23 protein-coding genes and 1 tRNA gene are annotated in these 25,784 nt (G+C 69.2%); 9 read left to right on the top strand and 15 right to left on the bottom strand.

The genetic code is table 11. The features are described 5' to 3' along the window. The first annotated feature begins 149 nt into the window (after positions 1–149). From ACQYVW_RS11775 to ACQYVW_RS11745, 7 genes are all read left to right on the top strand, one after another. Positions 150–626, top strand: coding sequence for an LEA/WHy family protein (locus ACQYVW_RS11775; RefSeq protein WP_434947110.1), 477 nt, complete (start codon positions 150–152; stop codon positions 624–626). Positions 627–657: 31 nt separating this feature from the next. Continuing rightward, positions 658–2,448: an acyl-CoA dehydrogenase C-terminal domain-containing protein gene (locus tag ACQYVW_RS11770; RefSeq protein WP_434947109.1), complete on the top strand. Its 1,791-nt coding sequence runs from the start codon at positions 658–660 to the stop codon at positions 2,446–2,448. Positions 2,449–2,509: 61 nt separating this feature from the next. Continuing rightward, positions 2,510–2,677, top strand: a complete 168-nt coding sequence (locus tag ACQYVW_RS11765; protein WP_434935769.1) for a hypothetical protein — start codon at positions 2,510–2,512, stop codon at positions 2,675–2,677. Between the two features lie 85 nt (positions 2,678–2,762). After that, positions 2,763–3,437 (top strand): HNH endonuclease, encoded by a 675-nt coding sequence (locus ACQYVW_RS11760; RefSeq protein ID WP_434947108.1) that lies wholly within the window; start codon positions 2,763–2,765, stop codon positions 3,435–3,437. Positions 3,438–3,557: 120 nt separating this feature from the next. Then, positions 3,558–4,604: a hypothetical protein gene (locus ACQYVW_RS11755; protein ID WP_434947107.1), complete on the top strand. Its 1,047-nt coding sequence runs from the start codon at positions 3,558–3,560 to the stop codon at positions 4,602–4,604. 49 nt (positions 4,605–4,653) lie between these two features. Then, a complete protein-coding gene (gene dxs / locus ACQYVW_RS11750) occupies positions 4,654–6,576 on the top strand; it encodes a 1-deoxy-D-xylulose-5-phosphate synthase (protein ID WP_434947106.1) in 1,923 nt (640 codons plus the stop codon). A gap of 79 nt (positions 6,577–6,655) precedes the next feature. Further along, positions 6,656–7,723: a GGDEF domain-containing protein gene (locus ACQYVW_RS11745; RefSeq protein ID WP_434934251.1), complete on the top strand. Its 1,068-nt coding sequence runs from the start codon at positions 6,656–6,658 to the stop codon at positions 7,721–7,723. A 7-nt stretch (positions 7,724–7,730) separates the two neighbouring features. Here ACQYVW_RS11745 and ACQYVW_RS11740 read toward each other — a convergent pair whose 3' ends face one another. The 13 genes from ACQYVW_RS11740 to thrS form a co-directional block, all read right to left on the bottom strand. Next, entirely contained in the window at positions 7,731–8,759 is a 1,029-nt protein-coding gene (locus ACQYVW_RS11740; protein WP_434947105.1) for a TraB/GumN family protein, read from the bottom strand. A gap of 32 nt (positions 8,760–8,791) precedes the next feature. After that, positions 8,792–9,259: a cupin domain-containing protein gene (locus ACQYVW_RS11735; RefSeq protein ID WP_434947104.1), complete on the bottom strand. Its 468-nt coding sequence runs from the start codon at positions 9,257–9,259 to the stop codon at positions 8,792–8,794. A gap of 52 nt (positions 9,260–9,311) precedes the next feature. After that, positions 9,312–9,506, bottom strand: a complete 195-nt coding sequence (locus ACQYVW_RS11730) for a hypothetical protein (protein WP_434934254.1) — start codon at positions 9,504–9,506, stop codon at positions 9,312–9,314. Between the two features lie 69 nt (positions 9,507–9,575). Next, positions 9,576–10,514, bottom strand: coding sequence for a manganese catalase family protein (locus ACQYVW_RS11725; RefSeq protein WP_434947103.1), 939 nt, complete (start codon positions 10,512–10,514; stop codon positions 9,576–9,578). Between the two features lie 428 nt (positions 10,515–10,942). Beyond that, positions 10,943–11,019: transfer RNA gene (locus tag ACQYVW_RS11720), tRNA-Pro, on the bottom strand. Positions 11,020–11,101: 82 nt separating this feature from the next. After that, positions 11,102–11,458: a MerR family transcriptional regulator gene (locus tag ACQYVW_RS11715; RefSeq protein WP_434934256.1), complete on the bottom strand. Its 357-nt coding sequence runs from the start codon at positions 11,456–11,458 to the stop codon at positions 11,102–11,104. After that, the gene (locus ACQYVW_RS11710) at positions 11,451–11,753 is read right to left on the bottom strand and encodes an integration host factor subunit alpha (protein WP_280942356.1); all 303 of its coding nucleotides are present in this window, start codon (positions 11,751–11,753) and stop codon (positions 11,451–11,453) included. The genes ACQYVW_RS11715 and ACQYVW_RS11710 overlap by 8 nt, the downstream gene beginning before the upstream one ends. Before the next feature lie 20 nt (positions 11,754–11,773). After that, complete coding sequence (gene pheT, locus ACQYVW_RS11705; protein WP_434947102.1) at positions 11,774–14,158, bottom strand: phenylalanine--tRNA ligase subunit beta; 2,385 nt, start codon at positions 14,156–14,158, stop codon at positions 11,774–11,776. A 138-nt stretch (positions 14,159–14,296) separates the two neighbouring features. Then, on the bottom strand, positions 14,297–15,292 hold the full coding sequence (gene pheS / locus ACQYVW_RS11700; RefSeq protein ID WP_434934258.1) for a phenylalanine--tRNA ligase subunit alpha: 996 nt from the start codon (positions 15,290–15,292) through the stop codon (positions 14,297–14,299). Between the two features lie 211 nt (positions 15,293–15,503). Then, positions 15,504–15,863, bottom strand: a complete 360-nt coding sequence (rplT, locus tag ACQYVW_RS11695; protein WP_434934259.1) for a 50S ribosomal protein L20 — start codon at positions 15,861–15,863, stop codon at positions 15,504–15,506. A gap of 13 nt (positions 15,864–15,876) precedes the next feature. Beyond that, entirely contained in the window at positions 15,877–16,080 is a 204-nt protein-coding gene (rpmI, locus tag ACQYVW_RS11690) for a 50S ribosomal protein L35 (protein WP_280942360.1), read from the bottom strand. A gap of 468 nt (positions 16,081–16,548) precedes the next feature. Next, complete coding sequence (gene infC / locus ACQYVW_RS11685; protein ID WP_434934266.1) at positions 16,549–17,085, bottom strand: translation initiation factor IF-3; 537 nt, start codon at positions 17,083–17,085, stop codon at positions 16,549–16,551. Positions 17,086–17,163: 78 nt separating this feature from the next. After that, the gene (gene thrS / locus ACQYVW_RS11680; RefSeq protein ID WP_434947101.1) at positions 17,164–19,065 is read right to left on the bottom strand and encodes a threonine--tRNA ligase; all 1,902 of its coding nucleotides are present in this window, start codon (positions 19,063–19,065) and stop codon (positions 17,164–17,166) included. A 325-nt stretch (positions 19,066–19,390) separates the two neighbouring features. Between thrS and ACQYVW_RS11675 the strand changes: the two genes are divergently transcribed. After that, positions 19,391–20,431 (top strand): LacI family DNA-binding transcriptional regulator, encoded by a 1,041-nt coding sequence (locus ACQYVW_RS11675; protein WP_434947100.1) that lies wholly within the window; start codon positions 19,391–19,393, stop codon positions 20,429–20,431. Positions 20,432–20,512: 81 nt separating this feature from the next. On the opposite strand, the gene ACQYVW_RS11670 is transcribed toward ACQYVW_RS11675, so the two are convergent. Continuing rightward, positions 20,513–22,273, bottom strand: coding sequence for an alpha-amylase family glycosyl hydrolase (locus ACQYVW_RS11670; RefSeq protein ID WP_434947099.1), 1,761 nt, complete (start codon positions 22,271–22,273; stop codon positions 20,513–20,515). A 2-nt stretch (positions 22,274–22,275) separates the two neighbouring features. Beyond that, positions 22,276–23,781: an MFS transporter gene (locus tag ACQYVW_RS11665; RefSeq protein WP_434947098.1), complete on the bottom strand. Its 1,506-nt coding sequence runs from the start codon at positions 23,779–23,781 to the stop codon at positions 22,276–22,278. Between the two features lie 286 nt (positions 23,782–24,067). Here ACQYVW_RS11665 and ACQYVW_RS11660 point away from each other — a divergent pair, with 286 nt between their 5' ends. Beyond that, positions 24,068–25,720, top strand: a complete 1,653-nt coding sequence (locus ACQYVW_RS11660) for an alpha-glucosidase family protein (protein ID WP_434947217.1) — start codon at positions 24,068–24,070, stop codon at positions 25,718–25,720. Positions 25,721–25,784 lie beyond the last annotated feature (64 nt).

Here is a 25,784-nt window from a genome sequence, read left to right as displayed (position 1 = left end):
GCAGGAGGGCGGAGCTTCGCTGCGGATCGGGTCGCTAAGGCGCCTGGGGCGCGGCCCGGCGGCGCTGGCCGGCAGGCCGGCGGGCGGTCCGGCGGCCTCCGTACCTCGTAGTATCCTCCAACAGGTCCGTGACGAAGGTGGGGGGCGCGATGAAGCTTGGATGGCGTGTGCCGGCGATGTTGCTGGCGGTGTTCCTGGTGGCGTGCTCGAGCGGCGTGCCGCGGCGGGTATCGGAGCCGGCCGCCAGCCTGCAGCAGCTGACGGTCGAGGCCGATGGCCGCTGGTCGATCGAACTGCGGCTGCAGAACTACAGCAGCATCCCGATGCGCTTCGAGGCGGTGTCGCTGGAGCTCACCGTCGAGGACCAGGCGGCAGGCACGCTGACCGCACGGCCGGCGCTGGTCATCGGCCCCGAATCGCCCGACGTGATCACGGTGATGTTCGACCCCTCCGCCGATGCCCGCCTGCTGATGGCGGGCCGGCTGGCCGACGGCCGTGGCGTGCAGTACCGCTTCGAGGGCACGGTCGACGCCGCCCCCACCGACCGCGGCAAGGTCCGCGACTACAAGGTCAAGCGCGACAGCCGCCTGAGCCCGGTCCCCGGCCTGCCGGGCGTGCTGCGCTGACCGCTTCCGACAAGACTGGCGAGCTGAAACGATGAGCAGTTATTCCGCGCCGCTGCGCGAGATCCGCTTCACCCTGTTCGACCTGCTGGACGTCGAGTCCACCTTCTCGAAAACCGGCTTCGACGAGGCCGGGCGCGACCTCATCGATCCGATGCTCGACGAGGCCGCGCGCTTCAGTGGCACCGTGCTGGCGCCGCTGAACAAGGCCGGCGATACGCACGGCGTGCGGTACGACAAGGACAGCGGCAGCGTCACCACCGCGCCGGGCTTTGCCGAGGCCTACCGGCAGTTCACCGAGGGCGGCTGGAGCGGGCTGTCGGCGCCGGCCGAGTTCGGCGGCATGGGCCTGCCGCACGTGGTCGGCATGCCGCTGGAGGAAATGATCAACTCGGCCAACCTGGCCTGGGGCAACTTCCCGCTGCTTTCGCATGGCGCGGCCAATGCGCTGCAGCACCATGGCGAGGCGTGGCTGCAGCAGGTGTTCCTCGGCAAGCTGGTCACCGGCGAGTGGACCGGCACCATGTGCCTGACCGAACCGCACTGCGGCACCGACCTGGGTCTGCTCAAGACCCGCGCCGAGCCCGCGGCCGATGGTGCGTACGCGATCAGCGGCACCAAGATCTTCATCACCGCCGGCGAGCACGACCTGACGCCGAACATCGTCCATCTCGTGCTGGCGCGCCTGCCGGACGCGCCGGCCGGCAGCAAGGGCATTTCGCTGTTCGTGGTGCCGAAGTTCAAGGTGGGCCGCGATGGCGCGATGGGCGAGCGCAACGCAGTGCGCTGCGGCGCGGTCGAGCACAAGATGGGCATCCATGGCTCTGCCACCTGCGTGATGAACTTCGACGGCGCGCAGGGCTGGCTGGTCGGCCAGCCGCATCGCGGCCTGATGGCCATGTTCACCATGATGAATACCGCGCGCCTGGGCGTCGGCCTGCAGGGCCTGGGCCTGGCCGAGCGCGCACTGCAGAACGGGCTGCGCTATGCACGCGAGCGCCTGCAGTCGCGCGCGCTCTCGGGTCCGAAATATCCCGACAAGCCTGCCGATCCGATCATCGTCCAGCCCGACGTGCGCCGCATGCTGCTGACCTGCAAGGCGCTGGTCGAAGGCGGCCGCGCGCTCGGCTACCACGCCGGCCTGCAGGTGGACCTCGCCGCGCACGCCGGCAGCGAGGAAGAACGCAAGCAGGCCGACGACCTGCTCGGCTTCCTCACCCCGATCGTGAAGGGATGCCTGACCGAATGGGGCGTGGAGTGCACCTACCACGCACTGCAGTGCTTCGGCGGCCACGGCTACATCGCCGAGCACGGGATGGAGCAACTGGCGCGCGATGCGCGCATCACCACGCTGTACGAGGGCACCACCGGCATCCAGGCGCTGGACCTGATGGGCCGCAAGACGATGCAGCTGCAGGGCGGGGGGCTGAAGGTGTTCCTCGGCCTGGTGCAGACGTTCTGCGAGCAGCAGGCCGGCAACGCGGCGGTGGCCGAGTTCGTCGCTCCGCTGGCGCAGAAGGCCAAGGAGTGGCAGGCGCTGACGATGACGATTGCCCAGCGCGCGGCCGCGGACCCGGAGGAAATCGGCGCTGCCGCGCACGACTACCTGTTCTACTCGGGCTATGTGGTGCTGGCCTACTGGTGGGCGCGCAGCGTTGCCGCGGTCGAGGCCTCCATGCAGCCGCAGGCCTTCAAGGAGGCCAAGCGCGAGACCGCGCGCTTCTATTTCGCCCGGCTGCTGCCGCGCACCCTCGCCCACAAGGCGGCGATCGAAAGCGGCCCGGCGCCGCTGCTGGCGCTGGACGAGGCTGCATTCGACGCCTGATGCGTGGGGTCGGCCGGCGCTGGCGCGTTGCAATGAGTCCTGGGGCGCCGGCGCCCGGGCCGTGATGGCCTGCGCAGCGGCGCTGCCGATGTCGCTGGGCCATCGCCTGATGGCGCTGGTCATCACCAGCGACATCCTGCCCGCAATGAAGGCCGGGGAGCGCGACGTGGCCGCGGCCTACGACGCCCCTCGCGACGACCAGCGCTGCGTCCCTGTCGCGTCGGCATGACTGACGCCAGGGTCCGCAAAGACCGGCCGCAGCCCCCGCGGGCAGTCGCGCAATCGTCACCGAATCGCGTTATGCTCGGTGCCCGATGGAGCCTGACAGAGCGCAGCTTCGCGTGGTTCCCACCGGGATCCCTGGGATTCCGGACGGTGTCGTCGCTTCCGGACTTCCTGTCGCGCATGCCCTGCCGCACCGCCTGGATTCGGTCCGGCTGCTCTCGCTCGATGCCCACGGCCGCGCGCTGAACTGGATCAGCTGGCAGGATGCGGCCTGCCTGTACGCGCGCGAGGCGGTCGCCTGGACCCTCGGCGACCCCTGCCTGAACGTACGTGGCGGCACCAGCCGGGAGACCGGTGCGCGCAGCACCCTGGACCTGCATCCGATCATCGCCGCGCGCGGCCAGGTGCGCCCGCAGGCACTCGACCCCACGCCGGCACTCACCAATGCCTCGCTGTTCGCCCGCGACCAGCACCTGTGCATGTATTGCGGCAAGGGCTACAGCCGCCAGCTGCTCACCCGCGACCACGTGGTGCCGCTCTCGCGCGGCGGCCGCGACATCTGGGAGAACGTGGTCTGCGCCTGCTTCCACTGCAATTCGCGCAAGGGCGGGCGCACGCCGCAACAGGCCTCGATGCCCCTGCTGGCGATCCCTTACCGGCCGAGCTGGATCGAACATCTGATCCTGTCCAACCGCAACATCCTGGCCGACCAGATGGCCTTCCTGCGCTCGCACCTGCCCAAGCGCAGGCGCCCGCGCCAGTAGCAGCGGGCAGGCGCGACCCCGCGGCGTGCCGGCCCGGCCAGACCATGCCGCCGGTTCGCGCCCGGCGAGGCCGCGCTGCGGTCGGCTACACTCGCCCGATCCTCCGGAGCGGATCCACGCATGCCCCTGACCATCGGCCTGGCCGGGATGGACCCTGCAACCGAAACCGCGCTCAAGGCGGCTTTCCTCGACGCCAACCAGCGGCTCGGCGAAAGCTGGCAGCTGCTCCCTGAAACCCAGGCCGACCACATCGTGGTCGACATGGACAGCATGTACGGTCCGATGAGCTGGCTGCGCCTGCATGCCTCGGGCAAGCGGGTGGTGGGGCTGACTTCGGCTGCGCGCGCGCAGACCGACTTCCGCCTGGGCCGACCGTTCAGCGCGGACTCGCTGACCGCGCTGCTGCGCGAGATCGCCGCGCAGGACGGGGCACCGGTCGCGCCCGACGCACCGACGGCTCCGCAGGCCCCGGCGGTCGAGACCGCGGCGGCTCCCCAGCCTGCGCCGGCGGCGGTCCCGGAGCCCGCCTCAGCGGCACCACAGGCGGCTGCGCCGGAGGTCGCGCCCGAGGCCGCGCCGGCGGCGGCGATCCAGGCACCTGAACCGACCACCCTGTTCGGCCGGCTCGCGGCCGGCACGTTGACCGGCCAGCGCCGTTACCGCCGCCCCAGCGGCCCCACCCTGCTGATCGACGCCGAGGCCCGCAGCTACCACGGTCCGGCCGCGCTGAAGCCGCTACTGCCCTATTTCGAGGGCGAACTGGCCGAAGAAGCGCTGGAACCGGTGGATGCGGAGACCTTCCAACGCGAGGCCGAGGCCGTCGGGCCGGCCCAGCCGCTGTCGCGCCTGCTCTGGCTCGGCGCCCTGGCCAGCGGCCAGGGACAGCTGCTGCCCGGCCATGATCCGGAAGCGAAGTACCGGCTCAACCGCTGGCCGCAGACCGAACGGGAATTTCCGCGCCACTTCCGCATCGCCACGGCCATGATGAAGGCGCCGTCGACCCTGGCCGAGGTGGCTGCCGCCAGCGGCATCGCGCTGGGGGAAATCGTCGATTTCGTGAATGCCAACCTGGCGACCGGCGTGGCCGAGGCCGTTGTCGAGGCGCCCCCCGAGCCGGCTGCGCAGCCGCGCGCGGGCGGCCTGCTGGGACGCCTGCGCGGGCGCTGATTCCGGGCGCCTGCACGTCCTGCGCGCGGCGCGGGATTACAATGCCGGGATGATCGATTCCCAGCGCTATCCGCGCCTTGCGCGCATCGGCAGTCCTGCCGACCTGCGCGCGTTCGACGAGGCGGAACTGCCCGCCATCGCCGACGAGCTGCGCAACTACCTGATCGAGTCCGTCGGCAAGTCCGGCGGGCATTTCGGCGCCGGCCTGGGCGTGGTCGAACTGACCACCGCCCTGCACTGGATCTACGACACGCCCGGCGACCGCATCGTCTGGGACGTGGGTCACCAGTGCTACCCGCACAAGATCCTGACCGGCCGCCGCGACACCATCCATACCGTCAAGCAGGAAGGCGGGGTGGCGCCGTTCCCCAAGCGGGAAGAAAGCGAGTACGACACCTTCGGCGTCGGCCACTCCAGCACCTCGATCTCGGCGGCGCTGGGCATGGCGATCGCGAATGCGAGCGCGGCCTCGGCCGGCGATGGCGCGCCCAGGAAGGTGGTGGCGGTGATCGGCGATGGCGCGATGACCGCCGGGATGGCCTACGAGGCGCTCAACCATGCCGGCGGCATGGATCCCGAGCCGGACATCCTGGTGATCCTCAACGACAACCGCATGTCGATCAGCGAGGCCGTGGGCGGGCTGACCCGCATGCTCGGCCGCATGACCGGCAGCCGCACGCTCAACGCGCTGCGCGAGGGCGGCAAGAAGCTGCTGGGCGACAAGAACAAGCCGCCGGCGAGGTTCGTACGCCGCTGGGAGGAGCACTGGAAGGGCATGTTCGTGCCGTCCACGCTGTTCGAGGAAATGGGCTTCCACTACACCGGCCCGATCGACGGACACGACGTCAAGGCTCTGGTGGACACGCTGCGCACGCTCAAGGGCCTCAAGGGCCCGCAGCTGCTGCACGTGATCACCACCAAGGGCAAGGGCTACGAACTGGCCGAGGGCGACCAGATCGGTTACCACGCGGTGTCGCCGTTCGATCCGTCCAAGGGCCTGGTGCCCAAGGCCGGTGCCTCCGGGCCTACCTACACCGACGTCTTCAGCGACTGGCTGTGCGACATGGCCGCTGCGGATAAACGCCTGATGGGCATCACTCCGGCGATGCGCGAGGGTTCGGGCCTGGTGAGGTTCTCGAAGGAACATCCCGAGCGCTACTTCGACGTGGCCATCGCCGAGCAGCACGCGGTGACGCTGGCCGCGGGCATGGCCTGCGAAGGCGCCAAGCCGGTGGTGGCGATCTATTCGACGTTCCTGCAGCGCGGCTACGACCAGCTGGTGCACGACGTGGCGATCCAGGGCCTGGACGTGCTGTTCGCGATCGACCGCGGCGGCGTGGTCGGGCCCGATGGCGCCACCCACGCCGGCAACCTCGACCTGAGCTACCTGCGCTGCGTGCCGAACATGGTGGTGATGGCCCCGGCGGACGAACGTGAGTGCCGGCAGATGTTGAGCACCGGCTTCCGTCACGAAGGTCCGGCGGCGGTGCGCTACCCGCGCGGCACCGGCCCGGGGGTCGCGGCCGGCGACACGCTCGACACGCTGCCCATCGGCAAGGCGGACCTGCGCCGCCGCGGCGCGCGCATCGCCCTGCTCGCCTTCGGCGCGCTGGTGCCGGCCGCCGAACAGGTGGGCGCGGAACTCGGCCTGACCGTGGTCAACATGCGCTTCATCAAGCCGCTCGACCGCGGCCTCCTGCTGGAGCTGGCGCAGGACCACGAAGGCTTCGTCACGCTGGAGGACAACGTGGTGATGGGCGGTGCCGGATCGGCCGTGCTGGAGCTGCTGCAGGCCGAGGGCATGCTGCTGCCGGTATTGCAGCTCGGCCTGCCCGACGCCTTCCAGCACCACGCCAGCCGCGAGGCGCTGCTGGCCGAGGCCGGCCTGGACGCCGCCGGTATCCGTGCCGCGATCCAGCGGCGCTGGCCGCACGGGGGCGACCAGCGCGCCCGGCTCAGCGCCTCGGGCTGACCTGCTTGGACGTCCGAGGGGGAGGGGGACCCCGACTGGAGCGACGCGGCGCGGCGCGATCCCGGATCCCGGGACCGCCATGACGCGATCCGCCTTGGCGCGCGCGGCGGACGGTCCGCGCAGGGCGCCCTCCGGCACGGATCGCCTACCCTGGCTCACCTATCGTTTCCGGCTGCTGGGCATGGGCCTGGGCGGCCTGTGCATCGGCACGGTGCTGTACGAGAACGGCGCGAGTTGGCCGCAGTGGGTCCTGCTGGCCTTCACCGCGCTGCTGTGGCCGCACCTGGCGCTGCTGTTGTCGACCCGCAGCGCGTCCCCGCCTCGCGCCGAGCGCCGCAACCTGCTGCTGGATTCGGCCCAGACCGGATTCTGGGTGGCGATGATGCAGTTCAACCTGCTGCCCTCGGTGCTGCTGTTCACGCTGGTGACCGTGGACAAGATCAGCACCGGCATCCCTCGCCTGTGGCTGTGGTCGCTGCCCGCATTCGCGGCCGGGCTGCTGTGCGGCGGGCTGGCGAGCGGTTTCGCGCTGCGCCCCGACACCAGCATGGCCGTGGTGCTGTCCGCGCTGCCGGTGATGACCATCCACACCATCGGCGTGGCGCTGGCGGTCAATCACATGGGTCAGAAGATCCGGCACAAGAACCGGCAGCTGGACGAACTCAGCCGCACCGATTCGCTGACCGGCCTGCACGTGCGCCGGCACTGGCTGGAGCAGGCCGAGCGGGCCCTGCGCCGGCACCGCGACGAGGGCGTGCCGATGACGCTGCTGCTGTTGGACGTGGACTACTTCAAGGTCGCCAACGACCGCCACGGTCATTCGGTGGGCGACGAGGTCCTGCGCGCGGTGGCCGGCGCAATCGCCGCCACCCTGCGTGCGTCCGACGCCGCCGGTCGTTACGGCGGCGACGAGTTCGGCGTGCTGCTCGGCGATACCACGCCCGACCAGGCGCGGGCGCTGGCGGAGAAGATGCTGGCCGCCATCCGCGAGGCCCCCATCGGCGGGATGCCCGGGACTCGGGTCACCGCCAGCATCGGCCTGGCGGCCGCGCGCGCGGGCCACGTCACGGTCGAACAGTGGATCGACGAAGCCGACGCCGCGCTCTACCGGGCCAAGCACGCCGGCCGCGACCGGATCGGATCCTGACCCGCACTCAGGGCGCTTCGATCTCGTAGCCCCGTTCGCGCAAGCGCGCCAGGTATCCCGTGGGCGTGGTCACCAGCCCCAGCGGCAGCATGGCCAGACTCACCCGGTCGGTGGCGAGCGCTTCCTCGGCGGCGGCCAGCCACATCGCCTCCAGCCGCGGCCGCAGCTCGACCGCTCCCAGGCGCTGCGCCAGCGCGCTGCCGGTCACCGCGTCGATGCAGGCACCGTACTGGCTCTCCACCGGCAGCGACAGCAGCGCCGCTATATCGCCGGTGGCCCAGGCATTGGCGCGCTGACGCATCGCCTCCAGATCGGTTTCGATGCGTGTCAGCGTGCGCGCGAAGCAGTCGGTGTCGGCCAGCGCCGTGGACTGGAACTCGCGGATCGCGGCCTTGGGATCGTCCACCTGGAGTTTGAAGTTGACCCCGCGCAGCGGCACGTCGTGGCGTTTGGCGATCCGGCGCACTTCCTTGTCCACCACATCGTCCAGCGACAGCCCGGAGCGGCGCATCGCCGACTCGTACAGCTCCTGGGCGGCGAAGATCGGCCGCCAGCGCTCGACTCCGCCGTCGCGGCCGATATAGCGCTGTTTCAGCGGCGACCAGCGCGCGTAGAGCGCGGGTGGAACCACTTCCTGCAGGCTGCGCCCGTCCGGATTGCGCCGCGCCTTGAGCAGCGATGGCACCAGCATCAGGCCGCGGAACACGCCCACGTCGGCATCGAGGGTGAACGAGGGCGGCAGCAGCACCCGCTGCGCGCGCGAGATCACCGATTCGACGCCGGCCGACTCCCATGCCAGGCGCCGCGGCAACGGTGAAAGCGTCGCCAGCACATACAGGGTGTGATCGCCCTTGCGCACCTTCCACAGGCCCGGCCCCGGCAGCGCCCCGGACACCACCACGGTCTCGTGATCGACGATCGAGACGGCGTCCGCGGCTGGCGGGACGATGGTCGTCGGCTCTCCGTTACCGGCAGCGTCGGCCCAGGCCGGGGCAGACAGCAGCAGGCACAGCCAGGGCAGCCATTTCGTTCGCATCGTTCGATTTTCGAGGGACCGGAGCGCCGGCGTCATCGCTGGACCACGGGCAGGCGCGACAGTTCCCGCGCCAGGGCCGAGTCCGGATCGAGCAAGCCGAAGCCTTCCCAGTCGAAACCCGGCGCCACCACGCAAGTTACCAGCGCATACCGGTCCAGCGCGCGCGCCGATTGCCACACGCCTGCGGGCATGACGCAGGACCGGACTTCGCCCGCCCCCGCTCCCAGCACGACGCGCTCCACCAGGCCGCTGCCCTGCCGATGCTGCAGCAGCTCGAGCGCATCGCCCTCGTCCCAATGCCACCATTCGTCGGCATCCACGCGATGCCAGGCACTGCGTTCGCCGCTGTCCAGCAGGTAATGGATGGCGGTCATGGCCGGACGCAGCCGCCCGCCGGCCTCGACCTGGCGGGAAGACGCGTGGATACGACGGTAATGCCCGCCTTCGGGATGCGGCTCCAGTCGCAGCGACCGGATGCGGGAATGCGCGGAATCGTCCATAGCGGAAGTATCCGCCATGGACGATGGACCCGCAGACGGCCGGGGCTGCGCGTCAGGAGCGCTTGCGGTCCCCGCGGTCGCCCTGGCCGGACTTCACCGAGGTTTTCGCCGACTTGCGCACGTCCTGGGCCAGCGACCGCCCCAGATCGTCGCTCTCCTTGAACTTCCCGTCCTCATCGCGGCGCACCAGCCGCTTGTCGCCGTTGGGTGCGATCAGCTCACGCTTGCTGCTCTTCTTGGACGCCATGGATGTCTCCAGCTCTGCGATGACGCCCGCACGCCCGGTGCGGGCCACGTTAGGCCAGGACGCGCAGGATCACTCCTCCGCGCCCGGATCCTGCGCTTCAGCCTCCTCCTTCACCGGCACGGTGCGGGCCATCGTGCCGTCGGCCTTGCCCAGTTCGATGCCGGTGATCGGATTGAAATCGGCGGTGGACGCGAGCCGCGTGGCCATCGCGTCCAGCGTCTTGGCCTCCGCCTCCGGCAGCAGCACCGTCGCCTCGCCATCGCCGCCATCCACGGCGGTGAACTCTTCGGGATCGCTGACGAACCGGAAGTTCTCGTCGCTGTTCCAGGGGCCCCGCATATCGCCCTCGCCCTGCGAGGTATTGACGTACATCTCCTGGAACTGCGGCATGCCCGGCAGCTTGCCCGGCGGGAAGTTCGGCTCGATGGAGTACAGCGCCTTCTCGAAGGACTTCTGGTGCGCCATCTCGCGCGTCATCAGGAAGGTCAGCGCGTCCTTCACGCCCGGATCGGCGGTGACATTGATCAGGCGCTCGTACACGATCTTGGCGCGCGCTTCGGCGGCGATGTTCGAACGCAGGTCGGCGGTAGGCTCGCCGATACTGTCGATATAGCCGGCATTCCACAGCTGGCCGCCGGAATTGATCAGGGCCGGACCACCGCCGTAGAGCACCTGGGTGACGTGCGAACTGCAGCCATTGCCCTGCAGGGAGCGGAACAGTTCCCCTTCTTCCTCCACGGCTTCCGCCAGCCGTCCCTTGGCGCCCTTGTTCAGCATGCCGACGAGGGAGCCGATGACCTCGAGATGGCTCAGCTCCTCCGTGGCGATGTCCAGCAGCATGTCGCGACGGCCCGGGTCCTCGTCGGCCAGTGCCTGGGTGAAGTAGCGCATCGCCGCGGCGAGCTCACCCTGAGGGCCACCGAACTGCTCGAGCAGCAGGTTGGCCAGTGCGGGATTGGGTTCAGATACGCGGACGGTGTACTGCAGCCTCTTGTTGTGCGTGAACATCGCTTTCTCCGTGCGAACGCCGTGGGGGGGCGTGGGCCGAGGACGCTAGCAGGGCGCCTGTCGCGACCATGTGGCGAAAACCGTCCGGCATGCGCTCGCCGCGCGGGCTCTCGGATGTGTCGATCGCGTGCAGGCGACCGTGGACGGTCGTTCCGGTGGAGGCCCTTGCGGCGCAGGGGACGTTTCGCGGCGGACGCGGCAGTGCCGCGCAAGCATCCGCCCTCGGCCCTGGCTGACTTGCATCAGCGTTGCGATCCACGATCCCAGGCCGGACGCCCACGTCCACTGCGCGGCGCGGCGTAGGCAGGCAATCGAAGCAACGCGCCCACGCGGTTGCGGGCGCGTGCCGGCCGGCAGGGGCCGCGCAAAGAAAAACCCCCGGGGCCACCGGGGGTTCTCGTCCGCCCGGACGTCGCCGGACGGTGTATTGGTCGGGGTAGCCGGATTCGAACCGACGACCACTTGTCCCCCAGACAAGTGCGCTACCAGGCTGCGCTATACCCCGGATTGGGTGGCGATTATACGCGACTCGACCGCTCGCGGGCCTGCCCCGCGCCTGAACTGCGCGGGAAACTGCCCGGACGGCGTTATCGCTTCAGCAGCGACAGGATCTCTTCCAGCTCCATGCGCACCTGGCGCACGATCTGGCTGCTCATCGCCGATTCCTGCTTGGCGCCCTCGCCCTCCAGGCGCAGGCGAGCGCCGCCGATGGTGTAGCCCTGCTCGTACAGCAGGCCGCGGATCTGGCGCACCATCAGGACGTCGTGGCGCTGGTAGTAGCGACGGTTGCCGCGGCGCTTGACCGGCTTGAGGCTCGGGAATTCGGTTTCCCAGTAGCGCAGCACATGCGGCTTGACGTCGCACAGCTCGCTGACTTCGCCGATGGTGAAGTAGCGCTTGGCCGGGATCGGCGGGAGTTCGCGGTTGCTGCCGGGATCAAGCATCGCGCGGCCCGGTATAGGTTTCCACGCGTTCCTTGAGCTTCTGGCCCGGACGGAAGGTCACCACGGTGCGGGCGGAGATCGGGATTTCCTCGCCGGTCTTGGGATTGCGGCCCGGGCGCTCGTTCTTGCGGCGCAGGTCGAAATTCCCGAAGCCCGACAGCTTCACCTGCCGCCCCTGCTCCAGTCCTTCACGCAGGACGCCGAAGAACGCGTCGACGAACTCCTTCGCCTCGCGCTTGTTGAGCCCGACTTCCTCGTACAGCTTCTCGGCCATTTCCGCCTTGGTCAACGCCACGCCTTCCCCCTACTGCCACTTCAGCTTCTGATCCTGGCGCCATGCTCCTGCTGCAGCGCAGCGATGACCGCAGCCACCGCGACATCCACGTCGCTCTCGGTGAGAGTGCGCGAATTTTCTTGGAGAATCAAGCCAGTTGCGAGACTTCTGAATCCTGGATCGACCCCCTTTCCGACATAACGGTCGAACAGGCGCAGTTCGGACAGCAGCGGACCGGCCGCGCGTCGGATCGTGGCTTCCAGCGCTGCCCAGGACACGCCCTCCGGCGCGACGAAGGCCAGGTCGCGTCGCACCGACGGGAAGCGCGACAGCCCGGTCGCACGCGGCACGGCGCGGACACGCAGCGCCGCCAGGTCCAGCTCGAACGCAAGCACGGTGCCTTCCACATCCAGCGCGCGCAGCAGCCGCGGATGCAGCTCGCCGATCCAGCCCAGGCGCACGGGCTGCTCGCCGTCCACGCGCACGACTTCCGCGCTGCGCCCCGGATGCCCGTAGGCATCGCTGGCGGAGCGGTACTCCAGGCGCGCGCCGGTGCAGGCCGCCAGGCTCTCGAGGTCGCCCTTGAGATCGTGGAAGTCGGCCGGGCGCGACGCGGCGCCCCACTGCTCCGCCTGTGCATCGCCCTGGATCACGGCGGCAATGCGCGGGGTTTCGACGGGTGCTTCGCCCTCGCGCAGGGCGAATACCTTGCCCAGCTCGAACAGGCGCACGCGCGCCTGCTGGCGCGCCAGGTTGCGCGACGCGGCGGCGACCAGCCCGGGCAGCAGCCGGGTGCGCATCACGCCCAGCTCTGCGCTGAGCGGGTTGGCGAGCGGCACGCCACCTTCTTCGGCCTGCCAGGCCCGGAGCAGGGCCTGGTCGACGAAGGCGAAGTTCACCGCTTCGAAATAGCCGCGCGCCACCATCTGTGCGCGCAGCTCGTCCTCGCCCGCGCGGGTTTCGCTGGGCACGGCAATGCGCGCGGCGCCGCCCGGCAGCGTGGCGGGAATCGCGTCGTAGCCGTGGATGCGGGCCACTTCCTCGATCAGGTCCTCCTCGATCGCGATGTCGAAGCGGCGGCTGGGCGGCACCACGCGCCAGCCCGCGTCCGTCACCGAGACCTCCATGCCCAGCGCGCGCAGGATCCGCGCGACCTCGGCATCGTCCACGGTCAGGCCCAGCACGCGGGCCAGGCGCGCGCGGCGCAGGACAATCGGCCGGGGCTGTGGCAGATGGGCCTCGAGTACCGCCTCGACCACGGGGCCGGGCTGTCCACCGGCGATGTCGAGGACCAGCCGCGTCGCCAGTTCGATCGCGGCGCGCGGCAGCTGCGGATCCACGCCGCGCTCGAAGCGGTGCGCGGCATCGGTATGCATGCCCAGCCGCCGGCTGCGTCCGATGATGGCGGCCGGCGCGAAGTGCGCCGCTTCGAGGAACACGTTGCGCGTGGACTCGGTGACCCGGGTGTCGAGACCGCCCATCACGCCGGCCAGCGCGACCACGCGACCGGCATCGGTGATCGCCAGGAACTCCTCGTCGAGCGCGATGTCGCGTCCGTCGAGCAGCTTGAGCGATTCGCCTGCGCGCGCGCGGCGCACGCCGACCGGGCCCTTCAGCAGGTCGCGATCGAAGGCATGCATCGGCTGGCCCAGCTCGAGCATGACGTACTGGGTGACGTCCACCAGAAGGCTGACCGGGCGGATGCCGCTGCGGCGCAGGCGCTCGGCCATCCACAGCGGCGTCGGGGCGCCGGCATCGACGCCTTCGATCACGCGGCCCAGGTAGCGCGGCGCGTCCTCACCGGCGTCGAGCTCGACCGGCAGCGCGGCCTCGGCCGCGGCCGGCACGGGTTGCGCATCGAACGCGGCGACTTCGCTGCCGGTCGCCGCGGCCACGTCGAACGCGATGCCGCGCAGGCTGAAGCAGTCGGCGCGGTTCGGCGTGAGCTTGATCTCGATGCTGGCGTCGGGCAGGCCGAGGTATCCGGCCAGCGGCGCGCCGACCGGCGCATCGCCCGGCAGCTCCAGCAGGCCGGATGCGTCGGCGTCGATACCGAGTTCCTTCGCCGAGCACAGCATGCCGTTCGACTCGACGCCGCGCAGCTTCGCGGCCTTGATCGTGAGGTCCCCGACCCGCGTGCCGATGGTCGCCAGCGGCGCGATCAGTCCGGCGCGTGCATTGGGCGCGCCGCACACGATCTGCAGCGGCTCGCCGGTGCCGGCATCGACCTGGCACACCTGCAGGCGATCGGCTTCGGGATGCCGCTCGGCCGACACGATCCGCGCCACCACCACGCCGTCCAGCGCTTCGCCCAGCACGGCGACATCCTCCACCTCCAGGCCGATCGCGGTCAGCACCTCGGCCAGTCGCTCGCGCGAGGCCGAGGTGGGCACATGCTGGCGGAGCCAGTTTTCGGAAAATTTCATGGTCGGAGCCGGGAACGGGGAATCGGGATTCGGGATTCGGGATTCGGAACAGCAGGACTTGCTAGGCCGAGACGGGAACCGGAACCGGAAATGTCGATGCCTCACCCATTCTCGATTCCCGATTCCCCATTCCCGTCCTCAGGCGAACTGCTTGAGGAAACGCAGGTCGTTGTCGAAGAACGCGCGCAGGTCGTCGACGCCATAGCGCAGCATCGCCAGGCGCTCCACGCCCATGCCGAAGGCGAATCCGGTATAGCGCTCGGGGTCGATCCCGACCGCGCGCAGCACGTTCGGATGCACCATGCCGCAGCCCAGCACCTCCAGCCAGCGGGTGCTGCCGTCGGGGCGCTGCCAGGCGATGTCGACCTCGGCCCCCGGTTCCACGAACGGGAAGTAGCTGGGGCGGAACCGCATCTCGAAATCGCGCTCGAAGAACGCGCGCACGAACTCGGCGAGGGTGCCCTTGAGGTCGGCGAAGGTGGAGTGCTCATCCACCAGCAGGCCCTCGCACTGGTGGAACATCGGCGAATGGGTCTGGTCGGAGTCGGAACGGTAGACCTTGCCCAGCGCGATCATGCGCAGCGGCGGGGCGTGCTCGCCCATGTAGCGCACCTGCACGCCCGAGGTATGGGTGCGCAGCAGGCGGCCGTCGCCGAAATAGAAGGTGTCGTGCATGGCGCGCGCCGGATGGTGCGGCGGAAAATTCAGCGCCTCGAAGTTGTGCCAGTCGTCCTCGATCTCCGGGCCGTCGGCCAAGTCGTAGCCCAGGCGGGCGAAGATGTCGGCCATGCGCTGCATGGTCCGGCTGATCGGATGGATCCCGCCGCGGCCGCCGTCGCGCCCCGGCAGGGTCACGTCGATGGTTTCGCCGGCCAGGCGCGCATCTAGCTCCGCGTCCTCGAGCGCGGCCTTGCGCGCCGACAGCGCCTGCCCCACCGAGTCGCGCACCCGGTTGATCGCCTCGCCTGCGGCCTTGCGCTGGTCCGCGGGCAGCGCCCCCAGCGACTTGAGCTGCGCGGTGATGCTGCCGCTCTTGCCCAGCAACGCTACGCGCAGCGATTCGAGCGCCTCGGCGCTGGGCGCGGCGTCGATATCGGCCAGCGCCTGCTTCGACAGTGATTCGATGTCGCTCATCTGCAGTCCAGTCACCTGTGGGAGCGCCCTTGGGCGCGATGGGCCTGATGGGAAGCGTCGCGCCCAAGGGCGCTCCCACAAGAAGAAAAAGTCCCGAACAAGGCTCAGAAAAACGAATGGGGAAGGACTTGCGCCCTTCCCCATGCGTGTACCAGCTTGTTTCCCGGATGCCACCAGCGCATGCGCCGGCGGGCATCGCGGGATACCTGCATTACGCCGCGAGCGCGCCCTTCGCCTTTTCGGTCAGGGCGGTAAACCCGGCCGCGTCGTGCACGGCGATGTCCGCCAGCACCTTGCGATCCAGGGTGATGCCCGCCTTCAGCAGGCCGTTCATGAAGCGGCTGTAGCTCATGCCGTTCAGACGGGCCGCCGCATTGATGCGGGTGATCCACAGCGAGCGGAAATTGCGCTTCTTCTGCTTGCGGCCGATGTACGCGTACTGGCCGGCCTTGATGACGGCCTGCTTTGCGACGCGGAAGACCTTGCGGCGGGCGTTGTAATAGCCCTTGGCACGGCCGATGACCTTCTTGTGGCGACGACGCGCCTGCACACCACGCTTGACTCTTGCCATTGTTCAGCCCTCCTCAGAGATACGGAAGCATGCGGTCCAGACGGCCCGCGTCCTCGGCACGAACATGGTTCGTCTGCCGCAGGTTGCGCTTCCGCTTGGTCGCCTTCTTGGTGAGGATGTGGCTGGTGTTGGCGTGGCCCGCCTTGTACTTGCCGGAAGCGGTCTTCCGGAAGCGCTTGGCCGCGCCCCGATGCGTCTTGATCTTGATCTTGGACATTGCGATGGTCCTGGGGTCGTTTCGAGTACTGGCCTGGGCGGCGTCCTTGGCGTCGGGCTTGGCGGCTGCGCCGCGAAGCCGTTCTCTGGAACGCGCTTTCCTTCCTGCCTGGCCGGTGATAAGCCGCTGATTCGGGAGCGAAACAGGGCGGGTCCAAGGTATTGCGTGAAGCTCCCGGACGAACCGGGCCGGCCATTATGCCCGCTGGTGCGGTGCAGCGCAATTGCAGGGCCGTCGACGCCCACGCTGGGGCTGGCGCGCCCGCAGGGATGGAAGCGGGCCCCGGCAGTCCACCGCCCAGCGCGCCCGCGGCATGCTCCACGGCCCTGCCCAGAACCCGGATCGGCCGCGCGATCGCCGGCGGTCGGCTGGAGCGGCGGCGGCCCAAAGACAGAGCGCGCCTCGCGGCGCGCTCGTCTCAGGATGCTTCCGGCCGGATGCCCGAAACGGCACCGGCTCGCGGCAGGATCACTTCTTCTTCGGGGCGATCATCATCACCATCTGCCGCCCTTCCAGGCGCGGGCGCGACTCGATGACGATGTCCTCGCCCAGGTCGGCCTCGATCCGCGCCGCCATCTCGCGTCCGAGCTCCTGGTGGCTCATCTCGCGGCCGCGGAAGCGGATGTTGACCTTGATCTTGTCGCCGTCCTCGAGGAACTCGCGCATCTTGCGCAGCTTGATCTTGTAGTCGCCCTCGTCGGTGACGGGGCGGAACTTCACTTCCTTGATCTCGACCTGCTTGGACTTCTTCTTGGCCTCGTTGGCCTTCTTCTGCAGATCGAACTTGAACTTGCCGAAGTCCATGATCTTGCAGACCGGCGGATCCGCGTTGGGCTGGATCTCCACCAGATCGAGGCCCTCGTCCTGGGCCTTCTGCAATGCTTCGTCGCGCGACAACACGCCGACCATCTCTCCGTCGGAACCGATCACGCGTACGCGCGGTACGCGGATCTCGTTGTTACGGCGATTCTGCTTGTCCTGGGTGCTAATACTGCGTCTCCGGATAGGGGTGGCGAGCGGGTTCTGGCCGCAGGCCGGGGTCTGGGTACGGATTTTTAACGGATTCGGGCCGCGTTACAACCGTCAGCCCCGGGTTTCCGACAGGCGCGCGGCGAACGCCTCGACCGGCATGCTGCCCAGGTCCTCGCCCGTGCGGGTCCGCACGGCGACCGCGCCGGCCTCCTTCTCACGGTCGCCGACCACCAGCAGGTAGGGCACCCGCTGCAGCGTGTGCTCGCGGATCTTGTAGCCGACCTTCTCGTTGCGCAGGTCCGCCTCGACCCGGAATCCCTTCGAATTCAAGGCCTTGGCAACGTCCGCAGCCGCGTCCGCCTGGGCATCGGTGATATTCATCACCACCGCCTGGACCGGCGCCAGCCAGGCCGGGAACGCACCGGCATGGTGCTCGATCAGGATCCCGATGAAGCGCTCCATCGAGCCGACGATGGCCCGGTGCAGCATCACCGGGGTACGACGCTGGCTCTGTTCATCCACGTACTCGGCGCCCAGCCGGCCCGGCATCATGAAATCGACCTGCATGGTACCCAGCTGCCAGGTGCGGCCGATGGCGTCCTTGAGGTGGTATTCGATCTTCGGGCCATAGAACGCGCCCTCGCCAGGAAGCTCCTGCCACTCCACGCCCGAGGCGCGCAGGGCGTTGCGCAGCGCATCCTCGGCCGTGTCCCAGGTCGCGTCGTCGCCCAGGCGCGGTTCGGGCCGCAGCGCGATCTTGATCTGGATGTCCTCGAAGCCGAAGTCGGCGTACACCCGCAGCGCCTGCTCGTGGAACGCGCGCACCTCGTCCTCGACCTGCGCGGCGGTGCAGAACACGTGGCCGTCGTCCTGGGTGAAGCCGCGCACGCGCAGGATGCCGTGCAGCGCGCCGGAGGGCTCGTTGCGATGGCAGGCGCCGAATTCGCCGTAGCGGATCGGCAGGTCGCGATAGCTGTGCAGGCCCTGGTTGAAGACCTGCACGTGGCCCGGGCAGTTCATCGGCTTCAGCGCGTAGGTGCGCTTCTCCGATTCGGTGAAGAACATGTTGTCCTGGTAGTTGTCCCAGTGGCCCGACTTCTTCCACAGCTCCACGTCCAGGATCTGCGGGCAGCGCACTTCGCCATAGCCTGTCTCGCGATAGACGCGGCGCATGTACTGCTCCACGACCTGCCACACCGCCCAGCCCTTGGGATGCCAGAACACCAGGCCGGGCGCCTCCTCCTGCAGGTGGAACAGGTCCTGCGCCTTGCCGATGCGGCGATGATCGCGCTTCTCGGCCTCCTCGATGCGCTGGATGTAGGCCTTGAGCTGCTTCTCGTCGGCCCAGGCGGTGCCGTAGATGCGCTGCAGCTGCTCGTTCTTAGAATCGCCGCGCCAGTACGCGCCGGAGATGCGGGTGAGCTTGAACGCCTTGAGGAAGCGCGTATTGGGCACGTGCGGGCCGCGGCACATGTCCACGTATTCCTGGTGGTGGTACAGGCCCATCGCGGTGATCTCGGGGCCCATGTCCTCGATCAGGCGCAGCTTGTAGTCCTCGCCGCGTGCCTTGAACAGTTCGACGACCTCGGCGCGCGGCGTCATCTTCTTGATGACGTCGTACTCCTGCGCGATCAGTTCGCGCATGCGCGCCTCGATCGCGGCCATGTCGTCCGGGGTGAACGGGCGCTCGGAGTGGATGTCGTAGTAGAAGCCGTCCTCGATCACCGGCCCGATCACCATCTTCGCATCCGGGTACAGCTGCTTCACCGCATGCCCGACCAGGTGCGCGGCCGAATGGCGGATGATCTCGACGCCTTCGGCATCCTTCGGCGTCAGGATCTGCAGCGTCGCGTCGTGCTCGATGAGGTCGCTCGCGTCCACCTGGCGACCATCGACCTTGCCGGCCACGGTGGCCTTGGCCAGGCCGGGGCCGATCGACTGGGCCACGTCCATGACGGTGACGGGGTGTTCGAACTCGCGGCGGCTGCCGTCTGGGAGGGTGATGGTGATCATGGGCCAGCGATGGGATTCGGAAGTGGGGATTGGGGATTCGGAACGGCGACCGGGCTCTTTACGAATCCCAAATTCCCAATCCCGAACCGTGCGGCCGCCAAGCGGCCCCAAAAAAAAAGCGCCACGAGGGCGCCCTGCGGAGTGCCTCGGTCGTTCTCAGCGTCGGACGGTGGTAGTGCGCATGTCGCACGCTCGGCCGGCGTTTCCGCGGGCCACCTCGTGGCGGATCTCCCGCGATTCTACCCCGGATCGGCGATTGTTGCGCTGCACCGCCTGACTTGCGCGGTCGGTGGCATCATGCCGCCAGCCCTCCGCAGCGGCCCGCATGAACATCCGGGGAAAAGCCACCTCGCTCGACATCGCGCACCTGGCGGGCGTGTCCCAGCCCACCGTCTCGCGCGCGCTGCGCGGCAGCCCGATGGTCAACGAGGAGACCCGGCGGCGGATCCTGGCGATCGCCGAGCAGCTCAACTACAAGGTCGACAAGAACGCCTCCAACCTGCGTGCGCAGCAGTCGGGCACGCTGGCGCTGCTGCTGTTCGAGGATCCGACCTCGGACGAGTCGCACATCAACCCCTTCTTCCTGCCGATGCTGGGCTCGATCACGCGCGCCTGCGCGCGTCGCGGCAAGGACCTGCTGATCTCGTTCCAGCAGCTGTCCAACGACTGGCATGCCGATTACGGCGACAGCCACAAGGCCGACGGCCTGATCCTGCTGGGCTACGGCGACTACCTCGCCTACCAGGGCAAGCTGGCCACGCTGATGTCGCAGGGCACGCCGTTCGTGCGCTGGGGCGCGGTGCTGCCGGGACAGCCCGGCCTGTCGATCGGCTGCGACAACATCGGCGGCGGCCGCCAGGCCGGCGCGCACCTGGCCGCCATCGGGCGCCGGCGGGTCGCGTTCCTGGGCGATGCCTCCACCCACTATCCCGAATTCCTGGAACGCTACGAAGGCTGCGACGCGGCCCTGCGCGAAACCGGACCCGGCCTGGACCGGGCCCTGCAGGTGGACGCGGAGAGTTCGGAGGATTCGGGCCACGCGGCGGCGCAGGCTCTGCTGGCCCGCGGACTGCCGTTCGACGCGGTGTTCGCGGCCAGCGACCTGATCGCCATCGGCGCCATGCATGCGCTGGCCGACCACGGGCTACGCATCCCGGAGGATGTGGCCGTGGTGGGCTTCGACGACATTCCCGCCGCGCGCATCGCGACCCCGGCGCTGACCACGATCAACCAGAACACCATCCTGGCCGGCGAGCTCCTCGTGGACAGGCTGGTCGCCCTGGTCGAAGGCGCGCCCGCCGAAAGCGAGCGCCTGCCGGCGACGCTGGTGGTGCGCCGTTCCAGCAGCGAACTGCCGGCCGGTTAGGGCCGCCGCCCGGCAGGCGGTGCGGACCGCCTGCATGCGGGCAAGGACGCGCCCGCGGATCCGCGTTGCTCGCGCCGGCCTTCAGCCTTCACCTGCCGCGCGCGGCGCCCCTGGAAGCGGAGGCGTCATCGCCTGCGTCAGCGCCTGCAGCAGGGCCGGATCGTCCACCGGCACGTCGCGCAACAGCACGCGCACGCCATGCGCAGGCACTTCGAGGTCGATGCGATCGCCGAGTTCGACCGTCGCGCCGTCGACGCCGTCGCGCCAGGTGCCGCGCTGCACCGGCCCGTCCACGGTAACGCGCGCCGCCGCATCGCCCTTGTTGAGCAGCACCAGGGCGGTCTGCGCAACGCCGCTGCGCTGGTAGACGCGATAGAACGCGGCCTGGTCCCCTTCCAGCTTCAGGTTGAGCTGCAGACCGCGCTGCAGCGCGGGCGACTCCCGACGCAGGCGGGCGATGCGCTGCAGCGGCCCGAAGATCGGACTCTGCGCGGCGGCATCGATCCGCGCCTGGCCGTAGTAATTGCGATTGCCGGCGTGCTCGGCACGACCCCGCATGAACCCGGTTTCCGAACCGTAGTACAGCACCGGGATGCCGCGCGCAGTGAACAGCCAGTTGTGCGCGTCGATGAAACCCGTGTCGCTGGCGTCCATGCGCGGCATGTCGTGGTTGTCATAGAAGGTGGCGAGGTCGTAGGGATTGGCATAGGGGCCGTCGCGCAGGTGCAGCGCCGGCGCCAGTCGCTCGTAGCCCGCGCCCTTGCGGCCGAACACCTCGTCCATCGCCTGCTTCATCGGGAAGTCGAGCACGCTGACCTCGCCGTGGCCCTTGTGCGTATGGACCGCGATGTTCTTGGCTTCGTAATCGAAGGCCTCGCCGAACATGAAGAAGTCCGGGCGCTTGCGCCGGATGCGTTCGCTGAACTGCTGCCAGAAGCCGCCCGGCATCCAGGCGATGGTGTCGATGCGGAACGCGTCTGCGCCCTGGTCGATCCACTGCTCGTAGGCAGAGGCGAGGTGATCCAGAACCTGCGGATTGGCCGGGTCGAAATCCGACAGCTGGGCCAGGTTGCCGTCGTAGATCGAGCCGTCCTTCGCGTCGACCGGCCCGACCTTGCTGTAGAAGGCGTGCAGCGGGTTGCCGGCCGGATCGAGCTGCTGCGGCGGCAGGTTGCCATGATCGGCAACCAGGCGGCCATCGCGGTCGTAGACGCGCCCGAACATCGGCTGGTCCTGCGGCATCGACCATGCCGGCGACCCGTGGTTGCCGACGATGTCCAGAACCAGCTTCATGCCGCGCGCATGCATCGCGCCCGCCAGTTCGGGGAAGCCCATGCCAGGACTGGGCAGGTGTTCGTCGACGCGGTGGAAGTTGACCCCCCAGTAGCCGTGGTAGCCGGCCTTGCCGCGATCGCTGAGGATGCTGTCGCAGCCCGGCTGGGTGCCGCCGGTGAAGGCCTCGTCGGGGTTGTCGACGATGGGGGTGATCCACACCGCGCCGAAGCCCATGCCGTGGATGTAGTCGAGGTTGTCGGCCAGGCCCTTGAAGTCGCCGCCCAGGTAGCCGATGTTTCCGGCGACGCCGTCACAGGCCGGCAGGGGTATGTCGAAGCTGCGGTTCGCGCCGCCCTGGTCGCGATGGTCGTTGTCCGGATCGCCATTGACGAAGCGGTCGGTGAGCACGAAGTACACCGCGTGACTGGCGAACGGCTCGAGGGTGCCGTGGAACTCCTGCGCAGCGGCAGTCGATGCGGCCGGGCGCGCATCGGCAGCGGGTTCGGGTCGCGTTCCGGCGCAGGCGGCGAGGCACGCGGCGGCGAGCAGGAGGGGAATCAGGCGCATCGTCAGGCGACTCCGGTGGTGTCGCGCGGCGCGACCTGGGACAGGGGCAGGCGTACGCGCAGCGTGCACAGCCCGGCAATGAACAGGCAGGCGCCGCCGAGCATGAGCACGCGCAGCGGATCGCCATCGAACAGCCTGGACAGCAGGACCCCGAGCGTGCTGACCGCAACGAGCTGCGGGATCACGATGAAGAAATTGAAGATGCCCATGTAGACGCCCATCTTCGCGGCAGGCAGGCTGTCGGACAGCATCGCGTAGGGTAGCGACAGGATCGATGCCCAGGCGAACCCCACGCCCACCATCGACAGCAGCAGCCACTGCGGGTCGCGCACCAGCGCGATCGACAGCAGGCCCAGCCCGCCCAGCCAGAGGTTGAGCAGGTGGCTGCCGCGCAGGCCGACGCGCCGCGCCAGCCACGGGATCGCGATCGCCGCGAGCGCTGCGAAACCGTTGTAGGCGGCGAACAGCACGCCCACCCAGTTGGCGCCCTCGTTCCAGGCCGCGGATGCGGTGTCGGTGGTGGCGTAGTGGTGCCGGGTGACCGCGGCGGTCGTGTAGATCCACATGCAGAACAGGCCGAACCAGGAAAAGAACTGCACCAGGGCCAGCTGTCGCATCGTGCCCGGCATGGCATGCAGGTCGGCGACCAGTGCGGGCAGCAGCGTTTCCGTGCGCATCCGGGGCGCCAGCAGCCGCAGCAAGCCGTAGGCCAGCGGCAGCGCCGCGAGCACGTACAGCAGCCGGTCCCAGCCGAGCCACGAGACCGCGACCACGCCGGTCGCGCCGGCCAGCAGCCAGGGCACGCCGCCGGCCGCCGATGGCGGCTGCGCCGCGCCCGCGAGGCGGCCGCCTTCCGGCTCGGCGTCATCGAACGACGCCAGCACCTCGGGCGGATACTCGCGGGTCCGCAGGATGGTCCACAGGATCGCCAGCAGCAGGACCGCGCCGCCTGCGTAGAAGGCGTAGCGGACAGTGTCGGGCACCTCGCCCGGCGCCGCCGTATTGGCCACGCCCCACTTCGCCAGCAGCCACGGCAGCAGGCTCGCCACCACCGAACCGACGCCGATGAAGAAGCCCTGCATCGCGTAGCCGGTGGGCCGCTGCCGGGGCGACAGCTGGTCGCCGACGAAGGCGCGGAACGGCTCCATCGACACGTTGAGCGAGGCGTCGAGGATCCACAGCATGCCCGCGGCGATCCACAGCTGCGGCGAGTTGGGCATGACGAACAGCGCGAGCGTCGAGAAGATCGCGCCCCACAGGAAGTAGGGCCGGCGCCGGCCGAGCCGGGTCCAGGTCCGGTCGGAGAAGTAGCCGATCACCGGCTGCACCAGCAGGCCGGTCAGCGGCGCGGCGATCCACAAGCCGGGCACCTGCTCCATGTCCGCGCCGAGGGTCTGGAAGATGCGGCTGACGTTCGCGTTCTGCAGCGCGAACCCGAACTGGATTCCCAGGAATCCGAAGCACATGTTCCAAATCTGCCAGAACGACAGTTGCGGCTTGCTCGCCATGCGGCCCCTCACCCGTGTGCGCCGTCCGCATTGTCACTGCTTTGCGCGCGTCTGTCCCTGCCCCGACGGCCACGATCGCAACCTGGCCGGCGCGCACCGAAAGCTGAGGAAAGCCCTTGATTCAAGCGCTTTCGCGATCGCCACCGGCTGCACAGCGCCGCCCCTGCGCATATCGCATGCATACGTATTCATACGCGTTTGCATCCGGCAACGGGCGTTCCGGCGCAGGCGTTGTGGAATAGTGCCGACCGTCCAGAGCAGGTCGGAGTCGCGCGTGGAGAAGCACGTGGCAGCAACTGAGTGGTGGCGCGGCGCGGTGATCTACCAGGTGTACCCACGCAGCTTCAAGGACACCGGTGGTGACGGCGTCGGCGACCTGCCCGGCATCGTCGAAGGGCTCGATTACATCGCCTCGCTGGGCGTGGACGCGATCTGGATCTCCCCGTTCTTCAGATCGCCGATGGCCGACTTCGGCTACGACATCGCCGACTACCGGGACGTCGATCCGCTCTTCGGCACGCTCGAGGATTTCGACCGGCTGCTGGCGAAGGCCCACGGCTTGGGCATCCGCGTGGTGATCGACCAGGTGCTCAGCCACACCTCCGACCAGCATGCGTGGTTCCGCGAAAGCCGCATGGATCGCGACAACGCCAAGGCCGACTGGTACGTGTGGGCCGATCCGCGCGAGGACGGCACCCCGCCGAACAACTGGATGTCGCTGTTCGGCGGGATCGCCTGGCGTTGGGAACCGCGCCGCGAGCAGTACTACCTGCACAACTTCCTCGCCGCCCAGCCGGACCTGAACTTCCACAACCCGGACGTGCAGGCCGCGACGCTGGACAACGTGAAGTTCTGGCTCGACCGCGGCGTCGACGGCCTGCGCCTGGACGCGATCAACTTCTGCTTCCACGACCGGCAGCTGCGCGACAACCCGCCCAAGCCCGCGCACCTGCGCACCGGCCGCGGCTTCAGCGCCGACAACCCCTACGCCTACCAGTACCACTGGCACAACAACACGCAGCCGGAAAACCTGCCCTTCCTCGAATCGCTGCGCGCCCTGCTCGACCGCTATCCGGGCGCGACCACGCTGGGCGAGATCTCGTCCGAGGACTCGCTCGCCACCACCGCCGAGTACGTCAATCCGCGGCGGCTGCACATGGGCTACAGCTTCGAGCTGCTGACCGACGACTTCAGCGCGGGCTACATCCGCGGCACGGTCGAACGCCTGGAATCTGCGATGACCGAGGGCTGGCCATGCTGGGCGGTCTCCAACCACGACGTGCAGCGTGCGGTCACCCGCTGGGGCGGCGCCGACGCCGGCCCGGACTTCGCCAGGATGCTGGTGGCGCTGGTGTGCTCCCTGCGCGGATCCGTCTGCCTGTACCAGGGCGAGGAGCTGGGCTTGCCCGAGGCGGACGTTCCGTTCGAGGCCCTGCAGGATCCTTACGGGGTCGCGTTCTGGCCCAACTTCAAGGGCCGCGACGGATGCCGCACGCCGCTGCCGTGGACCGGGGATGCGCTCGGCGGCTTCACCAGTCGCGATCCCTGGCTGCCGATCCCGCAGGCGCACCTGGAATTGAGCGTGCAGCAGCAGGACCAGGATCCGCACTCCACGCTCAACGCGACGCGACGGTTCCTGCGATGGCGCAACGGGCAGGTTGCGCTTCGCCATGGCGACATCCGCTTCGTGGAAACGGAAGAGCCATTCCTGGCCTTCGTCCGCAGCATCGCCGGACATCGGATGCTGGTCGTGTTCAACCTGTCGGCCGCGGCCGGGACGATGCCCTTGCCTGCATTCGCGTCCGGGATGAGCGCGATCGACGGCCATGGCTTCCAGGGCGCCGAGATGGTGGCGAGCCACGCTCTAAGCCTGCCCGCGTACGGAGTCTGGTATGGCGCACTGCGCGACGACGCGGACGCGCTCGGCAGCCCGCAATGAATACGTATGCAGCGCAGCGCCGCCCATCGGCACCGCGCCTAAGATTGCTCCAGTGAAGAAAGCA

This window comes from Luteimonas campi (assembly GCF_051162505.1).
In the GTDB taxonomy this organism is placed as follows: Bacteria; Pseudomonadota; Gammaproteobacteria; order Xanthomonadales; family Xanthomonadaceae; genus Luteimonas.
This window is presented reverse-complemented; position numbering and strand designations above follow the sequence as displayed.

What these genes read in the sequence shown, in the direction of transcription:
- ACQYVW_RS11775 (WP_434947110.1), top strand. Translation starts at nt 150, where the DNA reads ATGAAGCTTGGATGGCGTGTGCCGGCGATGTTGCTGGCGGTGTTCCTG.
- ACQYVW_RS11770 (WP_434947109.1), top strand. Translation starts at nt 658, where the DNA reads ATGAGCAGTTATTCCGCGCCGCTGCGCGAGATCCGCTTCACCCTGTTC.
- ACQYVW_RS11760 (WP_434947108.1), top strand. Translation starts at nt 2,763, where the DNA reads ATGGAGCCTGACAGAGCGCAGCTTCGCGTGGTTCCCACCGGGATCCCT.
- ACQYVW_RS11755 (WP_434947107.1), top strand. Translation starts at nt 3,558, where the DNA reads ATGCCCCTGACCATCGGCCTGGCCGGGATGGACCCTGCAACCGAAACC.
- dxs (WP_434947106.1), top strand. Translation starts at nt 4,654, where the DNA reads ATGATCGATTCCCAGCGCTATCCGCGCCTTGCGCGCATCGGCAGTCCT.
- ACQYVW_RS11745 (WP_434934251.1), top strand. Translation starts at nt 6,656, where the DNA reads ATGACGCGATCCGCCTTGGCGCGCGCGGCGGACGGTCCGCGCAGGGCG.
- ACQYVW_RS11740 (WP_434947105.1), bottom strand. Translation starts at nt 8,759, where the DNA reads ATGCGAACGAAATGGCTGCCCTGGCTGTGCCTGCTGCTGTCTGCCCCG.
- ACQYVW_RS11735 (WP_434947104.1), bottom strand. Translation starts at nt 9,259, where the DNA reads ATGGACGATTCCGCGCATTCCCGCATCCGGTCGCTGCGACTGGAGCCG.
- ACQYVW_RS11730 (WP_434934254.1), bottom strand. Translation starts at nt 9,506, where the DNA reads ATGGCGTCCAAGAAGAGCAGCAAGCGTGAGCTGATCGCACCCAACGGC.
- ACQYVW_RS11725 (WP_434947103.1), bottom strand. Translation starts at nt 10,514, where the DNA reads ATGTTCACGCACAACAAGAGGCTGCAGTACACCGTCCGCGTATCTGAA.
- ACQYVW_RS11715 (WP_434934256.1), bottom strand. Translation starts at nt 11,458, where the DNA reads ATGCTTGATCCCGGCAGCAACCGCGAACTCCCGCCGATCCCGGCCAAG.
- pheT (WP_434947102.1), bottom strand. Translation starts at nt 14,158, where the DNA reads ATGAAATTTTCCGAAAACTGGCTCCGCCAGCATGTGCCCACCTCGGCC.
- pheS (WP_434934258.1), bottom strand. Translation starts at nt 15,292, where the DNA reads ATGAGCGACATCGAATCACTGTCGAAGCAGGCGCTGGCCGATATCGAC.
- rplT (WP_434934259.1), bottom strand. Translation starts at nt 15,863, where the DNA reads ATGGCAAGAGTCAAGCGTGGTGTGCAGGCGCGTCGTCGCCACAAGAAG.
- rpmI (WP_280942360.1), bottom strand. Translation starts at nt 16,080, where the DNA reads ATGTCCAAGATCAAGATCAAGACGCATCGGGGCGCGGCCAAGCGCTTC.
- thrS (WP_434947101.1), bottom strand. Translation starts at nt 19,065, where the DNA reads ATGATCACCATCACCCTCCCAGACGGCAGCCGCCGCGAGTTCGAACAC.
- ACQYVW_RS11675 (WP_434947100.1), top strand. Translation starts at nt 19,391, where the DNA reads ATGAACATCCGGGGAAAAGCCACCTCGCTCGACATCGCGCACCTGGCG.
- ACQYVW_RS11670 (WP_434947099.1), bottom strand. Translation starts at nt 22,273, where the DNA reads ATGCGCCTGATTCCCCTCCTGCTCGCCGCCGCGTGCCTCGCCGCCTGC.
- ACQYVW_RS11665 (WP_434947098.1), bottom strand. Translation starts at nt 23,781, where the DNA reads ATGGCGAGCAAGCCGCAACTGTCGTTCTGGCAGATTTGGAACATGTGC.